This is a genomic window from Sulfitobacter indolifex, from assembly GCF_022788655.1.
Classification (GTDB): domain Bacteria; phylum Pseudomonadota; class Alphaproteobacteria; order Rhodobacterales; family Rhodobacteraceae; genus Sulfitobacter; species Sulfitobacter indolifex.
This window is the reverse complement of the sequence record NZ_CP084951.1, coordinates 755,039-772,618: the sequence shown is the minus strand read 5'-3', so window position 1 is coordinate 772,618 and position 17,580 is coordinate 755,039. Positions and strand designations below refer to the sequence as shown.

The 17,580-nt window shown below is 61.8% G+C and carries 19 protein-coding genes; 10 read left to right on the top strand and 9 right to left on the bottom strand.

What is annotated here, in order from left to right:
- Positions 1 to 47 precede the first annotated feature (47 nt).
- The gene (locus DSM14862_RS03795) at positions 48 to 740 is read right to left on the bottom strand and encodes an anti-sigma factor (protein WP_007119095.1); all 693 of its coding nucleotides are present in this window, start codon (positions 738 to 740) and stop codon (positions 48 to 50) included.
- Entirely contained in the window at positions 737 to 1,336 is a 600-nt protein-coding gene (locus DSM14862_RS03790; RefSeq protein ID WP_050770368.1) for a sigma-70 family RNA polymerase sigma factor, read from the bottom strand. The genes DSM14862_RS03795 and DSM14862_RS03790 overlap by 4 nt, the downstream gene beginning before the upstream one ends.
- A 201-nt stretch (positions 1,337 to 1,537) precedes the next feature.
- On the opposite strand from DSM14862_RS03790, the gene DSM14862_RS03785 reads away from it, so the two are divergent.
- From DSM14862_RS03785 to DSM14862_RS03770, 4 genes are read left to right on the top strand one after another with little or no spacing between them, the layout of a single operon-like run.
- The gene (locus tag DSM14862_RS03785; protein WP_007119093.1) at positions 1,538 to 2,740 is read left to right on the top strand and encodes an NAD(P)/FAD-dependent oxidoreductase; all 1,203 of its coding nucleotides are present in this window, start codon (positions 1,538 to 1,540) and stop codon (positions 2,738 to 2,740) included.
- Complete coding sequence (locus DSM14862_RS03780) at positions 2,737 to 3,516, top strand: HpcH/HpaI aldolase family protein (protein ID WP_007119092.1); 780 nt, start codon at positions 2,737 to 2,739, stop codon at positions 3,514 to 3,516. Before DSM14862_RS03785 ends, DSM14862_RS03780 begins: the two co-directional genes overlap by 4 nt.
- A 12-nt stretch (positions 3,517 to 3,528) precedes the next feature.
- Entirely contained in the window at positions 3,529 to 4,371 is an 843-nt protein-coding gene (locus tag DSM14862_RS03775) for an NAD-dependent epimerase/dehydratase family protein (protein WP_007119091.1), read from the top strand.
- A gap of 25 nt (positions 4,372 to 4,396) precedes the next feature.
- The gene (locus tag DSM14862_RS03770) at positions 4,397 to 5,629 is read left to right on the top strand and encodes a mandelate racemase/muconate lactonizing enzyme family protein (RefSeq protein WP_007119090.1); all 1,233 of its coding nucleotides are present in this window, start codon (positions 4,397 to 4,399) and stop codon (positions 5,627 to 5,629) included.
- Positions 5,630 to 5,805: 176 nt separating this feature from the next.
- Here DSM14862_RS03770 and DSM14862_RS03765 read toward each other — a convergent pair whose 3' ends face one another.
- Positions 5,806 to 7,980, bottom strand: a complete 2,175-nt coding sequence (locus tag DSM14862_RS03765; protein WP_007119089.1) for a thiamine pyrophosphate-dependent enzyme — start codon at positions 7,978 to 7,980, stop codon at positions 5,806 to 5,808.
- A gap of 74 nt (positions 7,981 to 8,054) precedes the next feature.
- On the bottom strand, positions 8,055 to 9,278 hold the full coding sequence (locus DSM14862_RS03760; protein ID WP_007119088.1) for an acyl-CoA dehydrogenase: 1,224 nt from the start codon (positions 9,276 to 9,278) through the stop codon (positions 8,055 to 8,057).
- 97 nt (positions 9,279 to 9,375) lie between these two features.
- Between DSM14862_RS03760 and DSM14862_RS03755 the strand changes: the two genes are divergently transcribed.
- Both DSM14862_RS03755 and DSM14862_RS03750 read left to right on the top strand, forming a co-directional pair.
- On the top strand, positions 9,376 to 10,275 hold the full coding sequence (locus DSM14862_RS03755; RefSeq protein WP_007119087.1) for a LysR substrate-binding domain-containing protein: 900 nt from the start codon (positions 9,376 to 9,378) through the stop codon (positions 10,273 to 10,275).
- Positions 10,276 to 10,299: 24 nt separating this feature from the next.
- Complete coding sequence (locus DSM14862_RS03750) at positions 10,300 to 10,713, top strand: cupredoxin domain-containing protein (protein WP_007119086.1); 414 nt, start codon at positions 10,300 to 10,302, stop codon at positions 10,711 to 10,713.
- Positions 10,714 to 10,780: 67 nt separating this feature from the next.
- Here the strand turns inward: DSM14862_RS03750 and DSM14862_RS03745 are convergent, their stop codons facing one another.
- Both DSM14862_RS03745 and DSM14862_RS03740 read right to left on the bottom strand, forming a co-directional pair.
- On the bottom strand, positions 10,781 to 11,194 hold the full coding sequence (locus DSM14862_RS03745) for a VOC family protein (RefSeq protein WP_007119085.1): 414 nt from the start codon (positions 11,192 to 11,194) through the stop codon (positions 10,781 to 10,783).
- Positions 11,195 to 11,359: 165 nt separating this feature from the next.
- Positions 11,360 to 12,916, bottom strand: coding sequence for a bifunctional metallophosphatase/5'-nucleotidase (locus DSM14862_RS03740; protein ID WP_007119084.1), 1,557 nt, complete (start codon positions 12,914 to 12,916; stop codon positions 11,360 to 11,362).
- 129 nt (positions 12,917 to 13,045) lie between these two features.
- Between DSM14862_RS03740 and DSM14862_RS03735 the strand changes: the two genes are divergently transcribed.
- From DSM14862_RS03735 to arsC, 3 genes are read left to right on the top strand one after another with little or no spacing between them, the layout of a single operon-like run.
- On the top strand, positions 13,046 to 13,396 hold the full coding sequence (locus DSM14862_RS03735; protein WP_007119083.1) for a DUF952 domain-containing protein: 351 nt from the start codon (positions 13,046 to 13,048) through the stop codon (positions 13,394 to 13,396).
- Complete coding sequence (locus DSM14862_RS03730; RefSeq protein ID WP_007119082.1) at positions 13,396 to 14,436, top strand: quinone-dependent dihydroorotate dehydrogenase; 1,041 nt, start codon at positions 13,396 to 13,398, stop codon at positions 14,434 to 14,436. The genes DSM14862_RS03735 and DSM14862_RS03730 overlap by 1 nt, the downstream gene beginning before the upstream one ends.
- A complete protein-coding gene (gene arsC, locus DSM14862_RS03725) occupies positions 14,433 to 14,774 on the top strand; it encodes an arsenate reductase (glutaredoxin) (protein ID WP_007119081.1) in 342 nt (113 codons plus the stop codon). Before DSM14862_RS03730 ends, arsC begins: the two co-directional genes overlap by 4 nt.
- Here arsC and DSM14862_RS03720 read toward each other — a convergent pair.
- Genes DSM14862_RS03720 through DSM14862_RS03710 form a run of 3 tightly spaced genes read right to left on the bottom strand, consistent with a single transcriptional unit; the run spans position 14,771 to position 17,077 of the window.
- On the bottom strand, positions 14,771 to 16,108 hold the full coding sequence (locus tag DSM14862_RS03720; RefSeq protein ID WP_407705370.1) for an MATE family efflux transporter: 1,338 nt from the start codon (positions 16,106 to 16,108) through the stop codon (positions 14,771 to 14,773). The two genes, arsC and DSM14862_RS03720, sit on opposite strands and share 4 nt — an antisense overlap.
- Before the next feature lie 37 nt (positions 16,109 to 16,145).
- The gene (locus tag DSM14862_RS03715; protein WP_007119079.1) at positions 16,146 to 16,658 is read right to left on the bottom strand and encodes a PaaI family thioesterase; all 513 of its coding nucleotides are present in this window, start codon (positions 16,656 to 16,658) and stop codon (positions 16,146 to 16,148) included.
- The gene (locus DSM14862_RS03710; RefSeq protein ID WP_007119078.1) at positions 16,655 to 17,077 is read right to left on the bottom strand and encodes a PaaI family thioesterase; all 423 of its coding nucleotides are present in this window, start codon (positions 17,075 to 17,077) and stop codon (positions 16,655 to 16,657) included. Before DSM14862_RS03710 ends, DSM14862_RS03715 begins: the two co-directional genes overlap by 4 nt.
- Before the next feature lie 118 nt (positions 17,078 to 17,195).
- On the opposite strand from DSM14862_RS03710, the gene DSM14862_RS03705 reads away from it, so the two are divergent.
- Positions 17,196 to 17,576, top strand: a complete 381-nt coding sequence (locus DSM14862_RS03705) for a MerR family transcriptional regulator (protein WP_007119077.1) — start codon at positions 17,196 to 17,198, stop codon at positions 17,574 to 17,576.
- Positions 17,577 to 17,580: the final 4 nt, after the last annotated feature.

The following is a 17,580-nucleotide window of genomic DNA, read 5'->3' as shown; positions in this document are numbered from 1 at the left end:
GAAGCAAAGTAAAACGCCCACCCTGATCTGGGGTGGGCGTTTGGCCTTTAAAGTTCGGCAACGGCACCGAGGGCCATGATGCCGCCAGTGGGCGATCCATCCGGCGCGCCGCCCGGTGGCTCGTCGGTGATGGCCAGCGTGATCTGTGCCGCCTCGGCAGCCAGATCGGCGGGCAAGGCCACGCGGGTCACGTCACCCTCAGGCAACACGCCCAAAGAGATCGGCGCGCGGTCGGGCAGAATGGCCCAAAGCTCCAGCACGCGGCCCTCAGGTGCATTACCCGATACCCGGCGCAACGCGATGTCGCCGCGTGACATGTCCATAACAGCCAGCATTTCCAGCGCACTGTCCTCGGCCGCCATGCGGGTGGCATAGACATCGCCTGGCAGTTCCGTCGGTGCTTCGCGCAGCATTGGCAGGGCGAGGAAGGCCACGGTGGCAAGTGCCGCAACCGACACACCCTGCCAGAGCCAGAGGCGCTGCATCAAAGGCACGCGGCGCGTGGGGAAGAGCCGCGACATCAACGCCTTGCGCGCCTTTGCAGGTGGGGCGACGGGCGCGATATCATCGGTCATCGCGACGAAACGCTCCTGCCAATCGGCCACACTGCGGGCAAACGCGCGATCCTGCAAAAGGCGGGCGCGTGCAGCCGCGCGGTCTTCGCCCTCAAGCAGGCCTAATGCCACTTCGGCAGCGAGCAGATCGTCGTCTTCGGGCGGGATGATGGGGGTATCGCTCATGCGCTCATACACTCCCGCAGGCTCAACAGCCCGCGCCGCAGCCAAGTGCGCATTGTGTTGAGCGGTACGTTAAACCGCTGGGCGAGGTCCGCGTAACTGTCGCCATCAAGATAGGCCCCGCGCACCGCAGCGCCCCGGTCAGCCTCTAGACTATCCAGACAGCCGGTCAGGCGCTTGGCCTCTGACGCGGCCACAGCGGATTGTTCGGGGTTCGGCCCCGGTGCGGCCAATTCCAGCCCTGGTGTGTCGATATCCTGATGCCCCTTGCGGGTCGCACGCAACCGGTCGATTGCAGTGTTCCGCGCAATGGTAATCAGCCACGTCATCGGCGACAGACCATTGGCCTGATAGCGGTCGGAATTATTCCAAATCTTGACGAAACTATCCTGCATGGCGTCCTCTGCTGTGGCCCGTGTCTCCAACACACGCAGGCACACCCCGAATAGTTTCGCCGACACTCGATCGTAGAGTGTCTCAAAGGCTGCGCGATCTCCCAAGGCTACCTGCGCGATCAAACGCTCAATCTCTTCACGGTCGCTGTTCAAGGGCCACTCCTTTGGGCGGTCATGTCTTTGGCGACGCAGGCGCGGCCCCATCGCTCATGGTGCGACAGACGCCACAAAAGTCAACGGCGCATTACAACCAGACGTTCTCTGCGCCACCCTGCCCCATCGTTGAGCATTCGCGCAACCCATCGCGGAAAAAGGAAAATCTGCCGTCCTGTTCACAGAGATTGCAGGCTGTGGATGCTTAGGCTACCCACGATTCAGAGGGGAATGCGCAAGGGGAGAATGTGCATGCAAAACGCGCTTGAGGCGTCTTATGACGTGGTTATCGTGGGCGGGGCCATCTACGGCTCGGCCTTGGCTTGGTGGCTAACGAACACGCCGGGCTTTGACGGCAAAGTGCTGGTGGTAGAGCGTGATCCCACCTATGAATTCGCCTCGACCAGCCATACGAATTCCTGCATTCGCCAGCAATTCAGCGCGCCGGTGAACATCCAGATTTCGCAGTTTGGGGCCGAGTTCATTCGCAACTTCCGCCATTTCATGCATGACGATCCCGAGGTGCCAGAACTGGCTTTGCAAAGCTTCGGCTACCTCTACCTTGCTGACACGCCCGAGTTTGCCCAGACCCTGCGCGAGGCGCAGAGCATTCAGGCCTCCATGGGCGCGCATACCCAGCATATGACCAAAGATGAGATCGCCGCGCGCTATCCGTTTTACATGCTCGACGACGTGATCGCGGGCAATCACAACACAGTTAACGAGGGCTACTTCGACGGCGGCACCATGTTTGACTGGTTCAAGCGCATGGCCAAGCGTCGGGGCGTGACCTTTATCCATGATGAGGTGACGGGCATGACGCTGAACGCCGCAGGCAGCGCGGTGGATGCGGTGGTACTGAAATCCGGCGCAACGGTCTCTTGCGGCACGGTGGTCAATGCCTCTGGTCCCCGCGCGGCGGCGACGGCGCAGATGGCGGGCATCGCCCTGCCGGTCGTACCGCGCAAACGCTACACCTTCATCTTTGACGCCGCCGAGCCGCTAGAGATGGACCTGCCGCTGACCATCGACCCCAGCGGCGTGCACATGCGCCAAGAGGGCAAGTATTATATGGCAGGCTGCCCGCCCGACGATGACTACGACGCAGCCTATGATGATTTCACCTTTGACCATTCGATCTGGGAGGAGAAAGTCTGGCCCATCATCGCCACCCGCGTCCCGGCCTTTGAACGGGTTAAAGTGATCAACGAATGGGTCGGGCATTACGCGTTTAACACCGTGGATCAAAACGCAATCGTCGGGCGGCACGATAAGGTTGAGAACTTCGTTTTCATGAACGGCTTTTCCGGCCATGGGTTGCAGCAAGCCCCCGCCATCGGGCGCGGCACGGCGGAGTTGATCACCCACGGTGCATATCGCACGCTGGACCTCACACCACTAGACTACGGGCGCATCACGCGGTCCGAAAGATTTATTGAAAGGGCCGTGATATGAAACACCCAGAGAACAAGTTCCTCTCTGCACTTCGCGCCGGGCAAAAACAGCTTGGCCTTTGGGTCTCCCTCTCCGACGGCTATGCCGCTGAAGTTGTGGCCCATGCAGGCTATGACTGGGTGATGCTGGATATGGAGCATGCGCCAAGTGATATGAAGTCGGTGCTGGGGCAGCTGCAGGCCTTTTCGGGCAGCGACACAACGGCGATGGTGCGGCCTGATTGGAACGACGCGGTCAAGGTTAAATGTCTGATGGATCTCGGCGCGCCGGGGCTGCTGTTTCCGATGGTACAGACCCCTGACGAGGCCCGCGCCGCTGTTGCCGCCTGCCGCTATCCGCCGCGCGGTATCCGGGGTGTGGCCGGGCTGAACCGGGCCAACCAATTTGGCCGGGTTGAGGATTACAACGCCGAGGTCGAGAACCAGACCGCCATCCTGATCCAGCTTGAAACCCGCGCCGCGGTGGAAAACGCCGCCGCTTATGCTGAGGTTGAGGGGATCGACGGTATTTTCTTTGGCCCCGCCGACATCGCCGCCGATATGAGCCATCTCGGCCAAACCATGCACCCCGAGGTTTGGGACCTGATCCGCCCCGCAGCCAAACTGCTGATGGATAAGGGCATTCCCGTGGGCACGCTGGTAACCGACCCTGATTTCGCGGCTCAATTGCTGAACGAAGGGTTCACCTTCGTCGCCTGTGGGACCGACGTGGGCCTTTTGGCCAGAGGGGCCGACGCGCTGCGCGCCCAAGTGCGCGACAAGATTTCTGAGACGTGAAAGGAAGATATTATGAAATTTAAAAAACTGGTCCTGACAGGTGCCGCCGGACGGCTTGGCTCCTACCTGCGCGAACCACTGGCCGCGATGTGCGAAGAGCTGGTTAGCACTGACATCGCTGATGACATCGGCAAGCTTTACGACGGCGAGCGCTACGCCAAGGCCGATCTGGCTGAATATGATCAGATCGCCCCTCTGATGGAAGGTGCCGACATGGTCGTGCACTTCGGCGCGATTGTGGACGAGAAGCCTTTCATGGAACTGCTCGGCCCGAACTTCGTCGGCTCTTATAACGTCTGGGAGGCCGCCTATCAGGCAGGCGCGCGGCGCGTGGTCTATGCCTCATCCATCCACGCCGTGGGGATGCATAAGAAATCCGATTTCATCGGCATCGACGCGCCCCACAAGCCCGACACGTTCTACGGCCTCGCCAAATGCTTCACCGAAGACTTAGGCTCCATGTATTGGGACAAGCGCCAGCTGGAATCGGTACATCTGCGCATCCTCAGCGCCGCGCAGGTCAACAACTCCCGCGCGCTTGGATCGTGGCTGTCGTATGACGATCTGATCCAACTGGTAACCCGCGCTGTGGATACGCCCTCAGTCGGTTTCTCGGTGATCTACGGTGTCTCGAACAACGACCGCGCCCCGGTGGACAACGCAAAGGCGTCCTTCCTCGGCTACCGCCCCAAGGACAACGCCGAGCAATTCGCCGAAAAAGTGCTGGCAGAAGAAGGCCCGGTGGACATCACCGACCCCGGCCAGATGTGTCACGGCGGCCCCTTCGCCAAGGTTGATCTGGGCGAAAGCGGATTGGCACAGATGACCATCGTCAACGACAAGAAAGAGACCTGATCGCAGGTTAACAAGAGGGACCGTCATGAAACTGCAAGACCTTGAAGTGATCGTGACGGCCCCGCCCGCCCCCGGCTGGGGCGGGCGCTATTGGATATTGGTTAAGGTGACGACCGATACGGGCGTGACCGGCTGGGGCGAATGCTACGCCAGCAGTGTCGGCCCAAAAGCGATGACTGCGGTCATCGAGGACGTTTTTGCCCGTCACATGGAAGGCGAGAACCCCGAGAACATCGAGTTAATGTTCCGCCGCGCCTATTCCTCGGGCTTCACCCAACGGCCCGATTTGACGGTCATGGGTGCCTTCTCGGGGCTTGAGATCGCCTGTTGGGACATCTTGGGCAAAGACCGAGACCGCCCGGTGCACGCGCTGCTGGGGGGCCGCACCAATGAAAGGGTCCGCGCCTATACCTACCTCTACCCACTGCCCCATCATGATGCAGCGGCCTTCTGGACCTCGCCCGAAATGGCCGCAGAGTCGGCCGCGGACTGCGTGGCGCGCGGCTATACGGCGGTTAAGTTCGACCCCGCGGGCCCCTACACGCTGCGCGGCGGCCATATGCCCGCGAAGTCGGACATCACGCGCTCAGTCGCCTTTTGCAAAGCGATCCGCGAGGCGGTGGGGGACAAGGCCGATTTGCTTTTCGGCACCCACGGGCAGTTTACGACTGCGGGAGCGATCCGTTTGGGCAAAGCCTTAGAGCCCTACGATCCGCTGTGGTTTGAGGAGCCGATCCCCCCCGACGCGCCAGAGCAAATGGCAAAGGTCGCGCGCGGGGTGCGCATTCCCGTCGCAACGGGCGAGCGGCTTACGACAAAGGCCGAGTTCGCGCCGCTGTTGCGCTCTGGTGCAGCGGAAATCCTGCAACCGGCGCTTGGTCGTGTGGGCGGGATCAACGAGGCCAAGAAGATCGCGGCGATGGCCGAGGTCTATAACGCGCAGATCGCGCCGCATCTCTATGCCGGGCCAGTGGAATGGGCGGCGAATGTGCAGCTTGCCACGGCGATCCCGAATATCCTGATGTGCGAGTGTATCGAGACGCCGTTTCATGACCGGCTGATCAAGGGGTCGATCCGGGTGGAGGATGGGTTTATCGCCGCCCCCGACGCGCCCGGTCTGGGGATTGACGTCGATGAGGAGCTTGCCCGCGCGCATCCCTACACCGGAGATGGTCTGCATCTGGAAATGCAGGAAGCACCTTGCGACTATGCGAACGGCAACAACTTCCAAGGCGGCGCGCCAGCGGAGAGCAGTTAGGCCGATCGCCTGCCCCAGCCCGGAATCAGGCCGCAGGCGCCGGGCCATCGCCTGCCCGCCCTCCGGGTAGGCGATTTGGTGAGGCACGCCGCAACCCCGCAAAGTCACGCAAATGCCGCCCCATAAAGTGGCATGAACCACCCTTCGCATCGCCAACCCGCAGGCAGGCGCTGGCCCTACCCCAGAAACTCTCGCGCCGCCGCTACGATCCCCTCACGCGACGGCAGCGTCGCCGCATAAGCCGGCCCCGTGGCGATAAAACTATCCTCCGCCGTCAGCCGCGCAAAGTGCTCAACGCCCCGCTCCGCCATCAGCGCCATCAACCCCTCAGCCTGCCCGCCCGTGCGGCGACATTCATCCACAATCAACACGGGTCGATCCCCAATCGCCTCGATCAACGCCGCCTCCGGCAAAGGCGCCAGCCAGCGCAAGTCAATCACCCGCGCATCCACCCCCTGCGCCGCCAAATCACGCGCCGCCTGCTGGCTAAGGTAATGCCCGTTGCCATAGCTCACGATCGCCAAGTCGGCACCGTCGCCCGACACACCAACCTCGCCCAAGCCAATCCGCTGGTCCGGCGCAGGGTAGCTCCGCATCCAGCCGCCATCCCCGGCCTCCGCCAAATCGCGCATCGGATAAAGCGCAATCGGCTCAACAAAAACCACCACCCGCTGCTCTTCGCGTGCCAGACGGTGCGCCTCGCGCAGCATCATCGCCGCATCATCCCCCGCAGAGGGGCATGCAATGATGATCCCCGGAATGTCGCGCAGCACCGCCAGCGAGTTGTCATTGTGGAAATGCCCGCCAAAGCCCTTCTGATAGCCCAGCCCCGCGATGCGCAGCACCATCGGGTTGCTCCATTGCCCGTCTGAGAAGAACGGCAGCGTCGCCGCCTCACCGCGCAACTGGTCCTCGGCATTGTGCAGATAAGCCAAAAACTGGATTTCTGGCATCGGCACAAAGCCATTATGCGCCATGCCAATCGCCAGCCCCAAAATGCTTTGCTCATCCAACAGCGTGTCGATCACACGGCCCGGCCCAAAGCGCCCCTGCAATTTCTGTGTGACGCCATAAACGCCGCCCTTCCGGCCCACATCCTCGCCCATCAACATGGTTTCGGGATGCGCCAACATCAGATCATGCAGCGCCCAGTTGATCAGCCGCGACATCGGCTGCGGGTTGTCCATCTGCGCCATATCACTGCCGAAGGTTTCGGCGCGCGTCTCTGCACTTGGCCCGTTGCTAGGTGCGCAGTCCCGCTTGGGCGGCACGAGGCTCGCCATCACATCCGATGCAGTCTTGAGCCGCGGGCGTTTAACCACCTTTGCCACCGCTTTCGCCACAGCCTCTTGCGTATCGCGGTAGATCGCCAACGCCTCCTCGGCGCTCCCCCCCGCCTCTACCAAAAGCCGCGCAGAATGCAGCAAAGGATCATTCGCCTCATCGGCCTCAACCTCGGCGCGCGGCAAATAGGAGGTCGCCACATCCGCACCAGCATGGCCATAAAGCCGCACCGTCCGCAGATGCAGGAAGGCAGGCTTGCGGTGCACCCGCACATAATCCGCCGCTTCTTTCGCCGCTGCAAAGGCGGCATGGAGATCCAGCCCGTCCCCCTCAAAATACTTCAGCCCCGGCCGTGCGGACATAGACGCCTTAATCCAGCCTGTCGGCGTCTTGGTCGAAATGCCAATCCCGTTGTCTTCGCAGACAAAGAGCAGCGGCAGCGGCACGCCCTGAACGGCGGTCCAGCAGGCCGCATTGATCGCTCCCTGCGCGGTGGAGTGGTTCGCCGATGCGTCCCCAAAACTACACATGGCAATCGCATCACGCGGCAAGATCGCATGCTCAGGACGGTTGCGCCGCGCCATGCCGATGGAATGCGCCGCCCCCACGGCCTTGGGCAGATGGCTGGCGATGGTCGAGGTTTGCGGCGGGATCATCAGGGGCCGCGAGCCAAGCACCTTATGCCGACCGCCGCTGATCGGATCGTCGGCGGAACAGGCGAAGCTCAACAGCATATCGCGCAGCATGTCCTGCCCCTCGGCCTGATCGGCCCGGGCGATCTGAAACGCCGCATCGCGGTAATGCAGGAACGCAATGTCATCCACGCGCAGGGCCGCCGCCACTGCCGCCATCCCCTCATGCCCGGACGAGCCGATGGTATAGAACCCTTGCCCCTCTTTCTGCATCACACGGCTTTGCAGGTCGAGCGCACGGCTCAACACCTGCGCGCGATAGAGCTGCTCCAACGCGGCACGATCAAGCGCCTTTTTATCGGAGGTGGAAACGGGAAAATCCCCCGCCGCAACGCGACGGAGGAAGTTCTCATGAACGATGGCAACGCGGTCCATGGGGCCTCTTGGTATTTTAGGATTCTACTTTCGGCGCGGCGAGATGGGGGGAGCCGATCCCCCCAAACCGTTTCTTAAAAGAACGCCTGCAGGCCGGTCTGGGCGCGACCCAGGATCAGCGCGTGGACGTCATGGGTGCCCTCATAGGTGTTCACCGTCTCAAGGTTCATCATGTGACGGATCACTTGGAATTCACCCGAGATGCCGTTGCCGCCGTGCATGTCACGCGACATACGCGCCACGTCCAGCGCTTTGCCGCAGTTGTTGCGCTTAACGATCGAGATCATCTCAGGCGCGGCGTTGGCGGCATCCATCAGACGGCCCACCTGCAACGACCCTTGAAGGCCCAGCGAGATTTCGGTCATCATGTCGGCCAGCTTTTTCTGGAACAGCTGTGTCTGCGCCAGCGGCTTGTTGAACTGTTTGCGGTCCAGACCATACTGGCGCGAGGCATGCCAGCAGAATTCAGCGGCGCCCATCGCACCCCAAGAGATGCCGTAACGCGCACGGTTCAGACAGCCAAACGGCCCTTTCAGACCCTGCACATTCGGCAGCAGCGCGTCTTCGCCGACTTCGACACCGTCCATGACGATCTCGCCGGTGATGGAGGCGCGCAGGGACAGCTTATTGCCGATCTTCGGCGCGCTCAGACCCTTCATGCCTTTTTCCAGCACGAAGCCACGGATTTTGTTGTCGTGCTCTTCGGACTTGGCCCAAACAACGAAAACATCGGCGATGGGGGAGTTGGAGATCCACATCTTGGAGCCGGTCAGCTTGTAGCCATTCGCAGTCTTTACGGCGCGGGTTTTCATGCCGGCAGGGTCAGAACCCGCATCAGGTTCGGTCAGACCAAAGCAGCCAATCCATTCGCCCGAGCAGAGCTTTGGCAGGTACTTCTTGCGCTGTTCTTCGGAGCCATAGGCATAGATCGGGTACATGACGAGGCTTGCCTGCACCGACATCATCGAGCGATAGCCGCTGTCGACCCGCTCAACTTCGCGCGCGACCAGACCGTAGGAGACATAGTTGCCGCCCAGCCCGCCGTATTCCTCGGGGATGGTGACGCCCAGAAGGCCCATGTCGCCCATCTCGCGGAAGATGCCTGCATCGGTTTCTTCGTTGGCGAAGGCGTCGATCACGCGGGGCTGTAGTTTTTCCTGCGCATAGGCATGGGCAGAATCGCGGATCATGCGTTCGTCTTCGGTCAACTGGCCGTCGAGGCGGAAGGGGTCCGTCCAGTCGAATGTACCAAGGTCGGGTTTATCTTTGGCGCGCAGCTTGGGGGCTTCGGAAGTCATGAGGCATCCTTTCGGGTGAGGTGATTTGCGGCAGTATTGCAAATTGGCGCGGCGAACTCTATCGCTGCTTTGTCCTGAGTTCATGAGAAAAAGTCATATGATCGCCCCGCGCCGCTTTTTACCGTCGATCTCGGCCCTGCTGTCTTTCGAGGCGGTCGTGCGGCTTGGCACCGCCACGGCGGCGGCGCAGGAGTTGAACCTGACCCAAAGCGCGGTGAGCCGTCAGATCAAGACGCTAGAGGATCAACTGGGCGTGTCGCTGATGATCCGGCAAGGGCGGCGGCTTTCGCCCACACAGGCTGGGTTGGACTATGTAACGCAGGTGCGCGATATCCTGAACCGGCTGGCGCAGGCCTCGGTCTCGGCCCGGACAAATCCTACCGGTGGCACGCTCGATCTGGCGATCCTGCCCGCCTTTGGGATGCACTGGCTCGCCCCCCGGCTGCGGGATTTCGCGCGGGCGCATCCTGAGGTGACGGTGAACCTTTCCACCCGATTGCATCCCTTTGCCTTTGCGGGCAGCCGCTTCGACGCCGCCATTCATTTTGGTCATGAAGACTGGCCCGGCGTGCGCTACCTGCCACTGCTGCCGGAAACGGTCGTGGCGGTCTGCGCGCCTGATCTGCTGGCCGAGCCGTTGGAAGATGCACGCGATGTGCGGCACTTGCCGCTGCTGCATCTTGAGACCCGCCCGCGCGGATGGGCGCGCTGGCTGTCGTCGCTGGGCGTGACCGATGAGCCGCCGGGCGGGATGATGTTTGACCAATTCTCGACCATGGCGCAGGCGGCGATCCACGGACTGGGCGTGGCGCTGTTGCCGACATTCTTTGCGCGCCCCTATCTGCGCGATGGTCAATTGGTGCTGGCCGCCTCGCAAACCACCCAGAGCATCGGCAATTACTATCTTGTCTGGCCGGAAGACCGGGACGAAACCGCCGCGCTCGCGTCCTTTCGCGCATGGCTGGCCGAGCAAGCCGAAGCAGTGGCGACCGATTAAACCGACCCCGAGACGGCCAAAGTTATGCCGCATTCACCCTATACTGAAGCGGCCAATCCGCCCGCGTCGGGCGACTTTGAGGAGCAGATGATGCTAAGTTCATATCGTAAAAGCGCTGGTGCTCTGGCCCTTGCCATGAGTGTTTTCGCAGCTTCCGGCGCAAGCGCCGAAACCCGCAATGTGCTGATCGTTGACGGCGCCTATTTCCCATCAATCTCGCATGTGCAACCGGGCGATCAGGTGGTTTTCACCAACAATGCCACGGGCGGCCACACGGTCACCGGCGACGCAGAAGCGTGGACCAGCGGCGCAATCCCTGTGAACGGCAGCTATACGCTCGATATCACCGCTGAGACCCCCACCACATTCAGGGGCCAAACATCAGATAACGCCGAGTTTGAAGGGGCGATCAGTTTCGACGTGCCCGTCACGCAGTAACGCGGCAGCCTCGCGCAAGACCAAAGCCCCGCCATGCTGCGGGGCTTTGTCGTTTTAGCGATCCGTTTTACTGAGCAAAGACACGCTCCATATCCGCGAAACCTTTGACCTCAATCGGGTTGCCCGACGGGTCGCGGAAGAACATCGTCGCTTGCTCACCCGGCTCACCCTCAAACCGCAGCGAAGGCTCGATCACGAAATCGACCTTTGCGCCTTTCAGCCGTTCTGCCAGCGCCTTCCAATCGTCCATCTGCAAAACCACGCCCAGATGCGGCATCGGCACCATGTGTTCGCCGACTTTCCCGGTGGCCTGCGTGGCGAAAGGCTCTCCCAGATGCATGGAAATCTGATGCCCAAAGAAGGAATAATCGACCCAAGTCTCGGTCGAGCGGCCCTCAGTACAGCCCAGCACATCGCCATAAAAGGCGCGGGTTTGGTCAAGGTCACGGACGTTGTAGGCAAGGTGGAACGGGGTGAGCATTGGTGGTCTCCTATTTATCTGCCGCCTGTGTATCTTGCCGGTGCAAAGGTGCAAGTGCGACCCGCGCCGCAGATCGAAGACAGGGGCCAAGTGCCGCCAGCCACGCATAAAAAAAGGGCGCGCCCGAAATCAGACGCGCCCCCAAAAATCAGGTTTGACCCCGTTTTACTTCATAGTGATCCGACCATCGGTATAGGGCTTATATGTCCCGTCCTTGGCCAAATACTCCGCCGTGACATCCGCCAAATCTGGGCCGTAGTCATAGGCATTGGCGGCGTCTTTAAACATCGCATAGCCATCGCCACCGTTGCGAACGTAGTTGTTCGAGACGGCACCATAGGTTTTCTCAAGGTCAATCGGCGCACCAGCAATCATCACATCGCTGATCCGGCTGCCAGCTTCGGCCTTAGGATCAAAGGCAAAGGACATGCCCGCCACTTGCGGGAAACGCCCTGCGCCTTCTTCATGCTGGCTCACACCGTTCTCCAGCGCCTCAACCAGTTGTGCGCCGGTGACTTGGAAGATCGACAGCGTGTTCTGGAACGGCAGCACGGTGAGCACTTCGCCCATCGTCACCTCGCCCGCGTCGATGGAGGCACGCAGCCCGCCCGAGTTGGCAATCGCCACGTCGATGCCCTGATCCTTCACCCGGTCAAGCATCGCGTCGGCCACAAGGTTGCCCATTGAGCATTCCTGCGCGCGACAGCTGCCGCGCTCCCCGTCGATTGCCTCGGCTGTATCGGCCACCACCCGGTTGCGGATTTCCTCGAGCGGCTTGGCGGCTTCGGCGATACGGTCGACGGTGGGCTGATCCTCGGTCACGGCCGCGTCCATGATCAGCGGCTCGCCCTCGGCCTTGGTGATGTTGCCCTCATCGTCAAAGGTCACATTCAACTCGCCAAGGAATTTGCCAAAGGCATAGGCCTGCACGATTGCAGTTTCGCCCACCATCGTCGGGTACGGCCCTTCAGCACGCTCGTTCGTGTTGCTGAGCAGCGTGTTGGTGTGGCCGCCCACGATCACATCGACCCCGGTGGTTTCCGCCGCCACCTTCTGGTCAACGCCATAGCCTGAGTGGCTGAGCACGATGATTTTGTTCACACCCCTAGCAATCAGCAGATCGACCTCACCCTGCACGGCGGCTACCGGGTCAGAGAAGGTGATATTGTCGCCTGGGCTGGCCAGCTCATGCGTGTCTTGCGGCGTCAGGCCGATCAAGCCGATCTGTTCGCCCCCCTTTTCGATCACGGTCGATTTGGCCAGCTTGTCGGCCAGCAGCGGCTCGCCAGAGACATCGGCATTGGACATAAGCACCGGGAATTCCAAGGCGTCCATAAAGCCGCGCAGCACTTCGGGGCCATCGTCAAATTCGTGGTTGCCCACGGTCATCGCATCATAGCCCATCTGGTTCATCATCTCGGCGGCCAATGCGCCCTTGTACTGGGTGTAGAACAACGTGCCCTGAAACTGGTCGCCGCCATCCACAAGGATGCTGTTGCCTGCACGCTCGCGCGCCTCGGTGATCGCGGTCATCAAACGGCCAGATCCTCCGAAACATTCACCCGCTGTGTTGTCTTCGGCACCGCAGGGACCGTCGTATTTGCTGATCGGCTCAAACCGCGCGTGAAAATCATTGGTGTGCAAAATGGTGAGATTATACTCAGCCGCCGCCATGCCACTGGTCAGCGCCAGTGCTGCGGTCGCAGTCAGGAATCGTTTCATGATAGTTCCCCTGTTGGTTGTTATGCCGGTATCGTGGCGCGCGGTTCGGCCTGTGTCAAAGGTCATATCGCCTGCCCTATGGTCAGCCACAGGTCTTGACCCCGCCCCGCCCGGCGGGCATCAGAAGTTATGCTGATTTTTAAGATATTCCGCGCCGACGAATGGGCGGCGCTGCGCAAAGATGGGGCCACCGATGGGGCGCCGATTGATGTAACCGACGGCTATGTGCATTTCTCAACCGCCGAACAGGCTGAAGAGACTGCTGCCAAACATTTCGCCGGGGTCGATGGCCTGTTTCTGCTCGCCATTGAGGCCGAGACGCTGGGCGATGCGCTGAAATGGGAGCCCTCGCGCGGGGGCGCGTTGTTTCCGCATCTCTACCGCCAGCTTAAACTGGGCGATGTGGTCTGGGCACAGCCCTTGCCCTTGGTGGAGGGCGCGCATGAATTCCCCGCCGGACTAGGCGAAGCAAGCGCATGATGCCGCTGATCGAAAAAATGGGCCTCAGCGCGCTGCACCGGGTTGATCCTGAAGCGGCCCATGGTTTGGCGATCCGGGCCTTGCGGTCGGGTCTGGCCCCGTCCCCCGGCCCTCAGACCTCTGCACGTTTGCACACAACGATCGCCGGGCTTGATCTGCCGAACCCCGTCGGGCTGGCGGCGGGCTTTGACAAAAACGCGACCGCCGTGGCTCCGCTCAGCCGGGCTGGATTTGGCTTTATCGAAGTGGGGGCTGCCACGCCCCTGCCCCAACCCGGCAACCCACGTCCGCGTCTGTTTCGCCTGACCGAAGACCGCGCGGCGATCAACCGTTTTGGCTTTAACAACGACGGGATGGAGGCGATCTGCGCGCGGCTTTCGCGGCGCGGTGCTGGCGTTCCGGTGGGGCTGAACCTTGGCGCGAACAAGACCAGCCCCGACCGCGCCGCCGACTTCGCCCGCGTGATGACCGCCGCGCGCAATCACGTCGATTTCGCAACGGTGAACGTCTCCTCTCCCAATACCGAGAAGCTGCGCGACCTTCAGGGCAAAGCGGCGCTGTCGGCCCTGCTCGAAGGGGTGATGGAGGTGCGCGGTGCGACGCCCGTGTTTCTGAAAATCGCCCCCGATCTCAGCCCGGCAGAGATTGAGGACGTGGCCGAGGTCGCCCAAAATTCGGGCGTCGCTGCCATTATCGCGACCAATACGACACTCGACCGGACCGGCCTTGCCAGCGCCCACGCGAGCGAGGCCGGTGGCCTTTCCGGCGCACCGCTGTTTGAGCGCTCGACCCGCGTTCTGGCACGGCTCGCCGGGCTGACCGACATCCCGCTGATTGGCGTCGGTGGCGTATCAGACGCCGAAACCGCCTATGCCAAGATCTGCGCAGGTGCCTCGGCGCTGCAACTCTATACGGCGCTGGTGTTTGGCGGCCTTGGACTGGTGCGTGAGATTACCTCCGGGCTGGAGACGCTGCTCGCCCGCGATGGCTTTGCCACTGTGGCCGAAGCTGTGGGCAGCAAGCGTGAGGACTGGCTATGATCACCCTGTGGCACAACCCGCGCTGCTCAAAGTCCCGCCAGACCTTGGCGTTGATTGAAGAAGCCGGAGCGCCCGTGACCGTCCGCCGCTATCTCGAAGACGCGCCGACACGGGATGAGATCGTGGCCGCCCGCGACACTCTCGGCCTGCGCGCTATCGAGATGCTCCGGACGGGCGAAAAGGTCTTTAAAGAGTTGAACCTGACCAAGGACAGCTCTGATGATATGTTGCTTAATGCGATGGCCGCCCATCCGATCCTGATCGAACGCCCCATCGCCTTTGCCCAAGGTCGCGCCGTGATTGGCCGCCCGCCCGAAGCGGTACGGGTGCTGCTCTAACCCGCCGCGCGCTCCAACGCCGGATAGCGCAGCCCCAATGTGACGCCCCGCACCACGAAGGACACCAGCAGCGAAATCCACAGCCCGTGGTTGCCCAGAGTCGGCACCAACAGCAACGCTACGGCGACATAGATCAAGAACGACACCAGCATCATGTTGCGCATATCGCGCGAGCGGGTGGCGCCGATGAAGATCCCATCGAGCATGAAGGCCGCACAGCCCAGCAGCGGAGCCGCAACCATATAGGGCAAATAGACCCGCGCGAGGTCCTGCACGTCGGACGCTTTGGCCATCAAGTCGATGATTAGGCCACCGCCAACCGCAAAGGCCACGGCCATCACAGCACTCACCAACAGCGCCCAGCCCGAGGTCAGTAGCGCCCCGCGCCGCAGCACTTCGCGCTGGCCCGCACCAAACGCCCGGCCTACGATCGCTTCGGCGGCAAAGGCGAAACCATCAAGGCCGTAAGCGGTGATCATCAGGAATTGCAGCAGCACCTGATTGGCGGCTAGCGTCACATCGCCCAAGCCCGACCCCATGAAAAGGAACGAGACAAAGATCGCCTGCAACAGCAGCGAGCGGATCAGGATGTCAGTGTTCACCTGCATCATCCGTTTCCAGCGCGGCCCGTCAAAGACCTGCACCCAGTCGCGCCAGGCCACCCCGGCAAAGGCCGCGCGGCAGAACCACAGCCCTAATGCCGCCCCGCTCCATTCCGCAAGGAAGGTAGCAATTGCGACGCCTTCGACACCCCAGCCGAGGCCCAGCACAAACCACAGATCAAGCAGGATGTTCAGCCCGTTCATCCAGACCTGCAACACCAGCACCGCGCGGCTGCGTTCTTGGGCAATCAGCCAGCCGGTGATCGCATAGATCGAAATGGCGGCGGGCGCAGACCAGATGCGGATCGCCATATACTGCCGCGCCAGCCCTTCAACTTCGGCAGAGGCCGGGGCGACCTGAAAGGAGGCCCAGAAGAGCGGCAATTGTAATGCCATGAGCACGAGCCCCGCACCCGCGCCGATCAGCAGACCGCGCGTCAGCAGAGCCGCGACTTCCCCGTCATCGCCATTGCCCGCCGCCTGAGCAGTCAGCCCGACAGTGCCCATGCGCAAGAAGCCGAAAATCCAGTACAGCGCCGAGAGGATAATCGCCCCTAGCCCCACCGCGCCAATCGGGGCCGCTGCGCCCAGCTGCCCCACCACGCCCGTATCAACCGCGCCGAGGATCGGCACGGTGGCGTTAGAAATCACGATGGGCAGGGCAATCTTCAGCACCCGGCGATGGGTCACCACATCACGCGCGGCCAGTGTGCCACGCTCAACCGCGCGCACTTCAGCGTCGGTGAGCGGCTCGGCCTCTGCGCCGGCCTCAGCCACGCCGTTGCGGCATTAGGAAATGGCCGGTGGCCTGTGCAAATATACGGCTGCGGTTGTCCTGCCACGCCTCAACATGAACCGAGGCATAGCGCCGGCCCGAGCGGTTAATCCGCGCCCGCGCATAAGCGTCGCGCGGCAGACCGGTGCGCAGATAGTCCACTGTGAAATCAATCGTCTTTGGCAGCCGTGGCAGGTGGTCACTGTCCAGATTATCCAGATCAAGCGCGCCGCTTTCCATGTCTTCCCAGATCAACCCCCAGCTCAGCGTGATGATCGCCGTGACCTCAAGGAAAGCTGCCGTCGCCCCGCCATGCAGGGCGGGCAAGATAGGGTTGCCGATCAACTGCTCGGAAAAGGGCATGACCCCAGTCAGCTCATCGCCCCGGCGCTCAAACTCGATACCAAGAAAGCGGATATAGGGCACGCCTTCGACCATGGCGCGCAGCACCCCGTCGCGGCGCTGTTTGACGACCTGTACTGGCTCTGGCTTGCGGTGTTTGGTCATTTGTGGCCCTCCACGGTGAAGGTTCCGGTGGCCGTGGCGACAAGGTTTTCGGCATCTTCATCAGTCGCCGTGGCGCGCACAAAGGCGACCGAGCGGGTGACGTGATAGCAGGTCGCGCGGGTCGTGATCGTCTGCCCGGGCTTTGCCGCGCGCAGGTATTCAATGCGCAAATCCATCGTCGCAGTCGCGGCGGGATTGCTGGGATGGCTCATCACTGCCGCCCCACAACAGGTGTCCATCAAGGCCGAGACCGCCCCACCGCTGATCACGCCAGTCTTCGGGTCGCCGATGAGTTTTTCATCATAGGGCATCGTGATCTCGGCAGAGCCGTCACCCAGCTCCTGCAGCTCCATCCCAAGCGCCATAGAATGGGGCAACGCTTGAATGAACTGTCGTGCCATCTTCAACTTGTCCGACATGCGGCTCGACCTCGTGTATCTGATTTCGACCTTTATCACGGGGGGATAGCGAAAGGGCAAGACCACCTGTTGCGCATCCCCGCGGCTGACAATAGTTTGCCTGAAGGGGGAAAACACTTTGGACGATGAACGCCTGACATTCAAAGAGATGTGCGCCGCATTCGACGTGACGCCACGCACCTTGCGCTATTACGAATATATCGAATTGCTACAGCCGCACCGCGAAGGGCGCTCTCGTTTCTATGGCCCGCGCGAACGCGCGCGGATGAAGCTGATCCTACGCGGCCGCAAGTTTGGCTTTGCGCTGGAAGACATCCGCCAGTGGCTGTTGATCTACGAAAAAGAGGGCACAGAGGCACAGATGCGCGCGTGGGTGACTATGGCGGATGGACAACTGTCAGAATTGGCCGAGCAACGCCGTCAGTTGGACGAAGCGATGGCAGAATTGCAAAAGCTGCGTGATGACACCGCCGCAGCAATCGGATCGGGCCAAGGCTAACCCC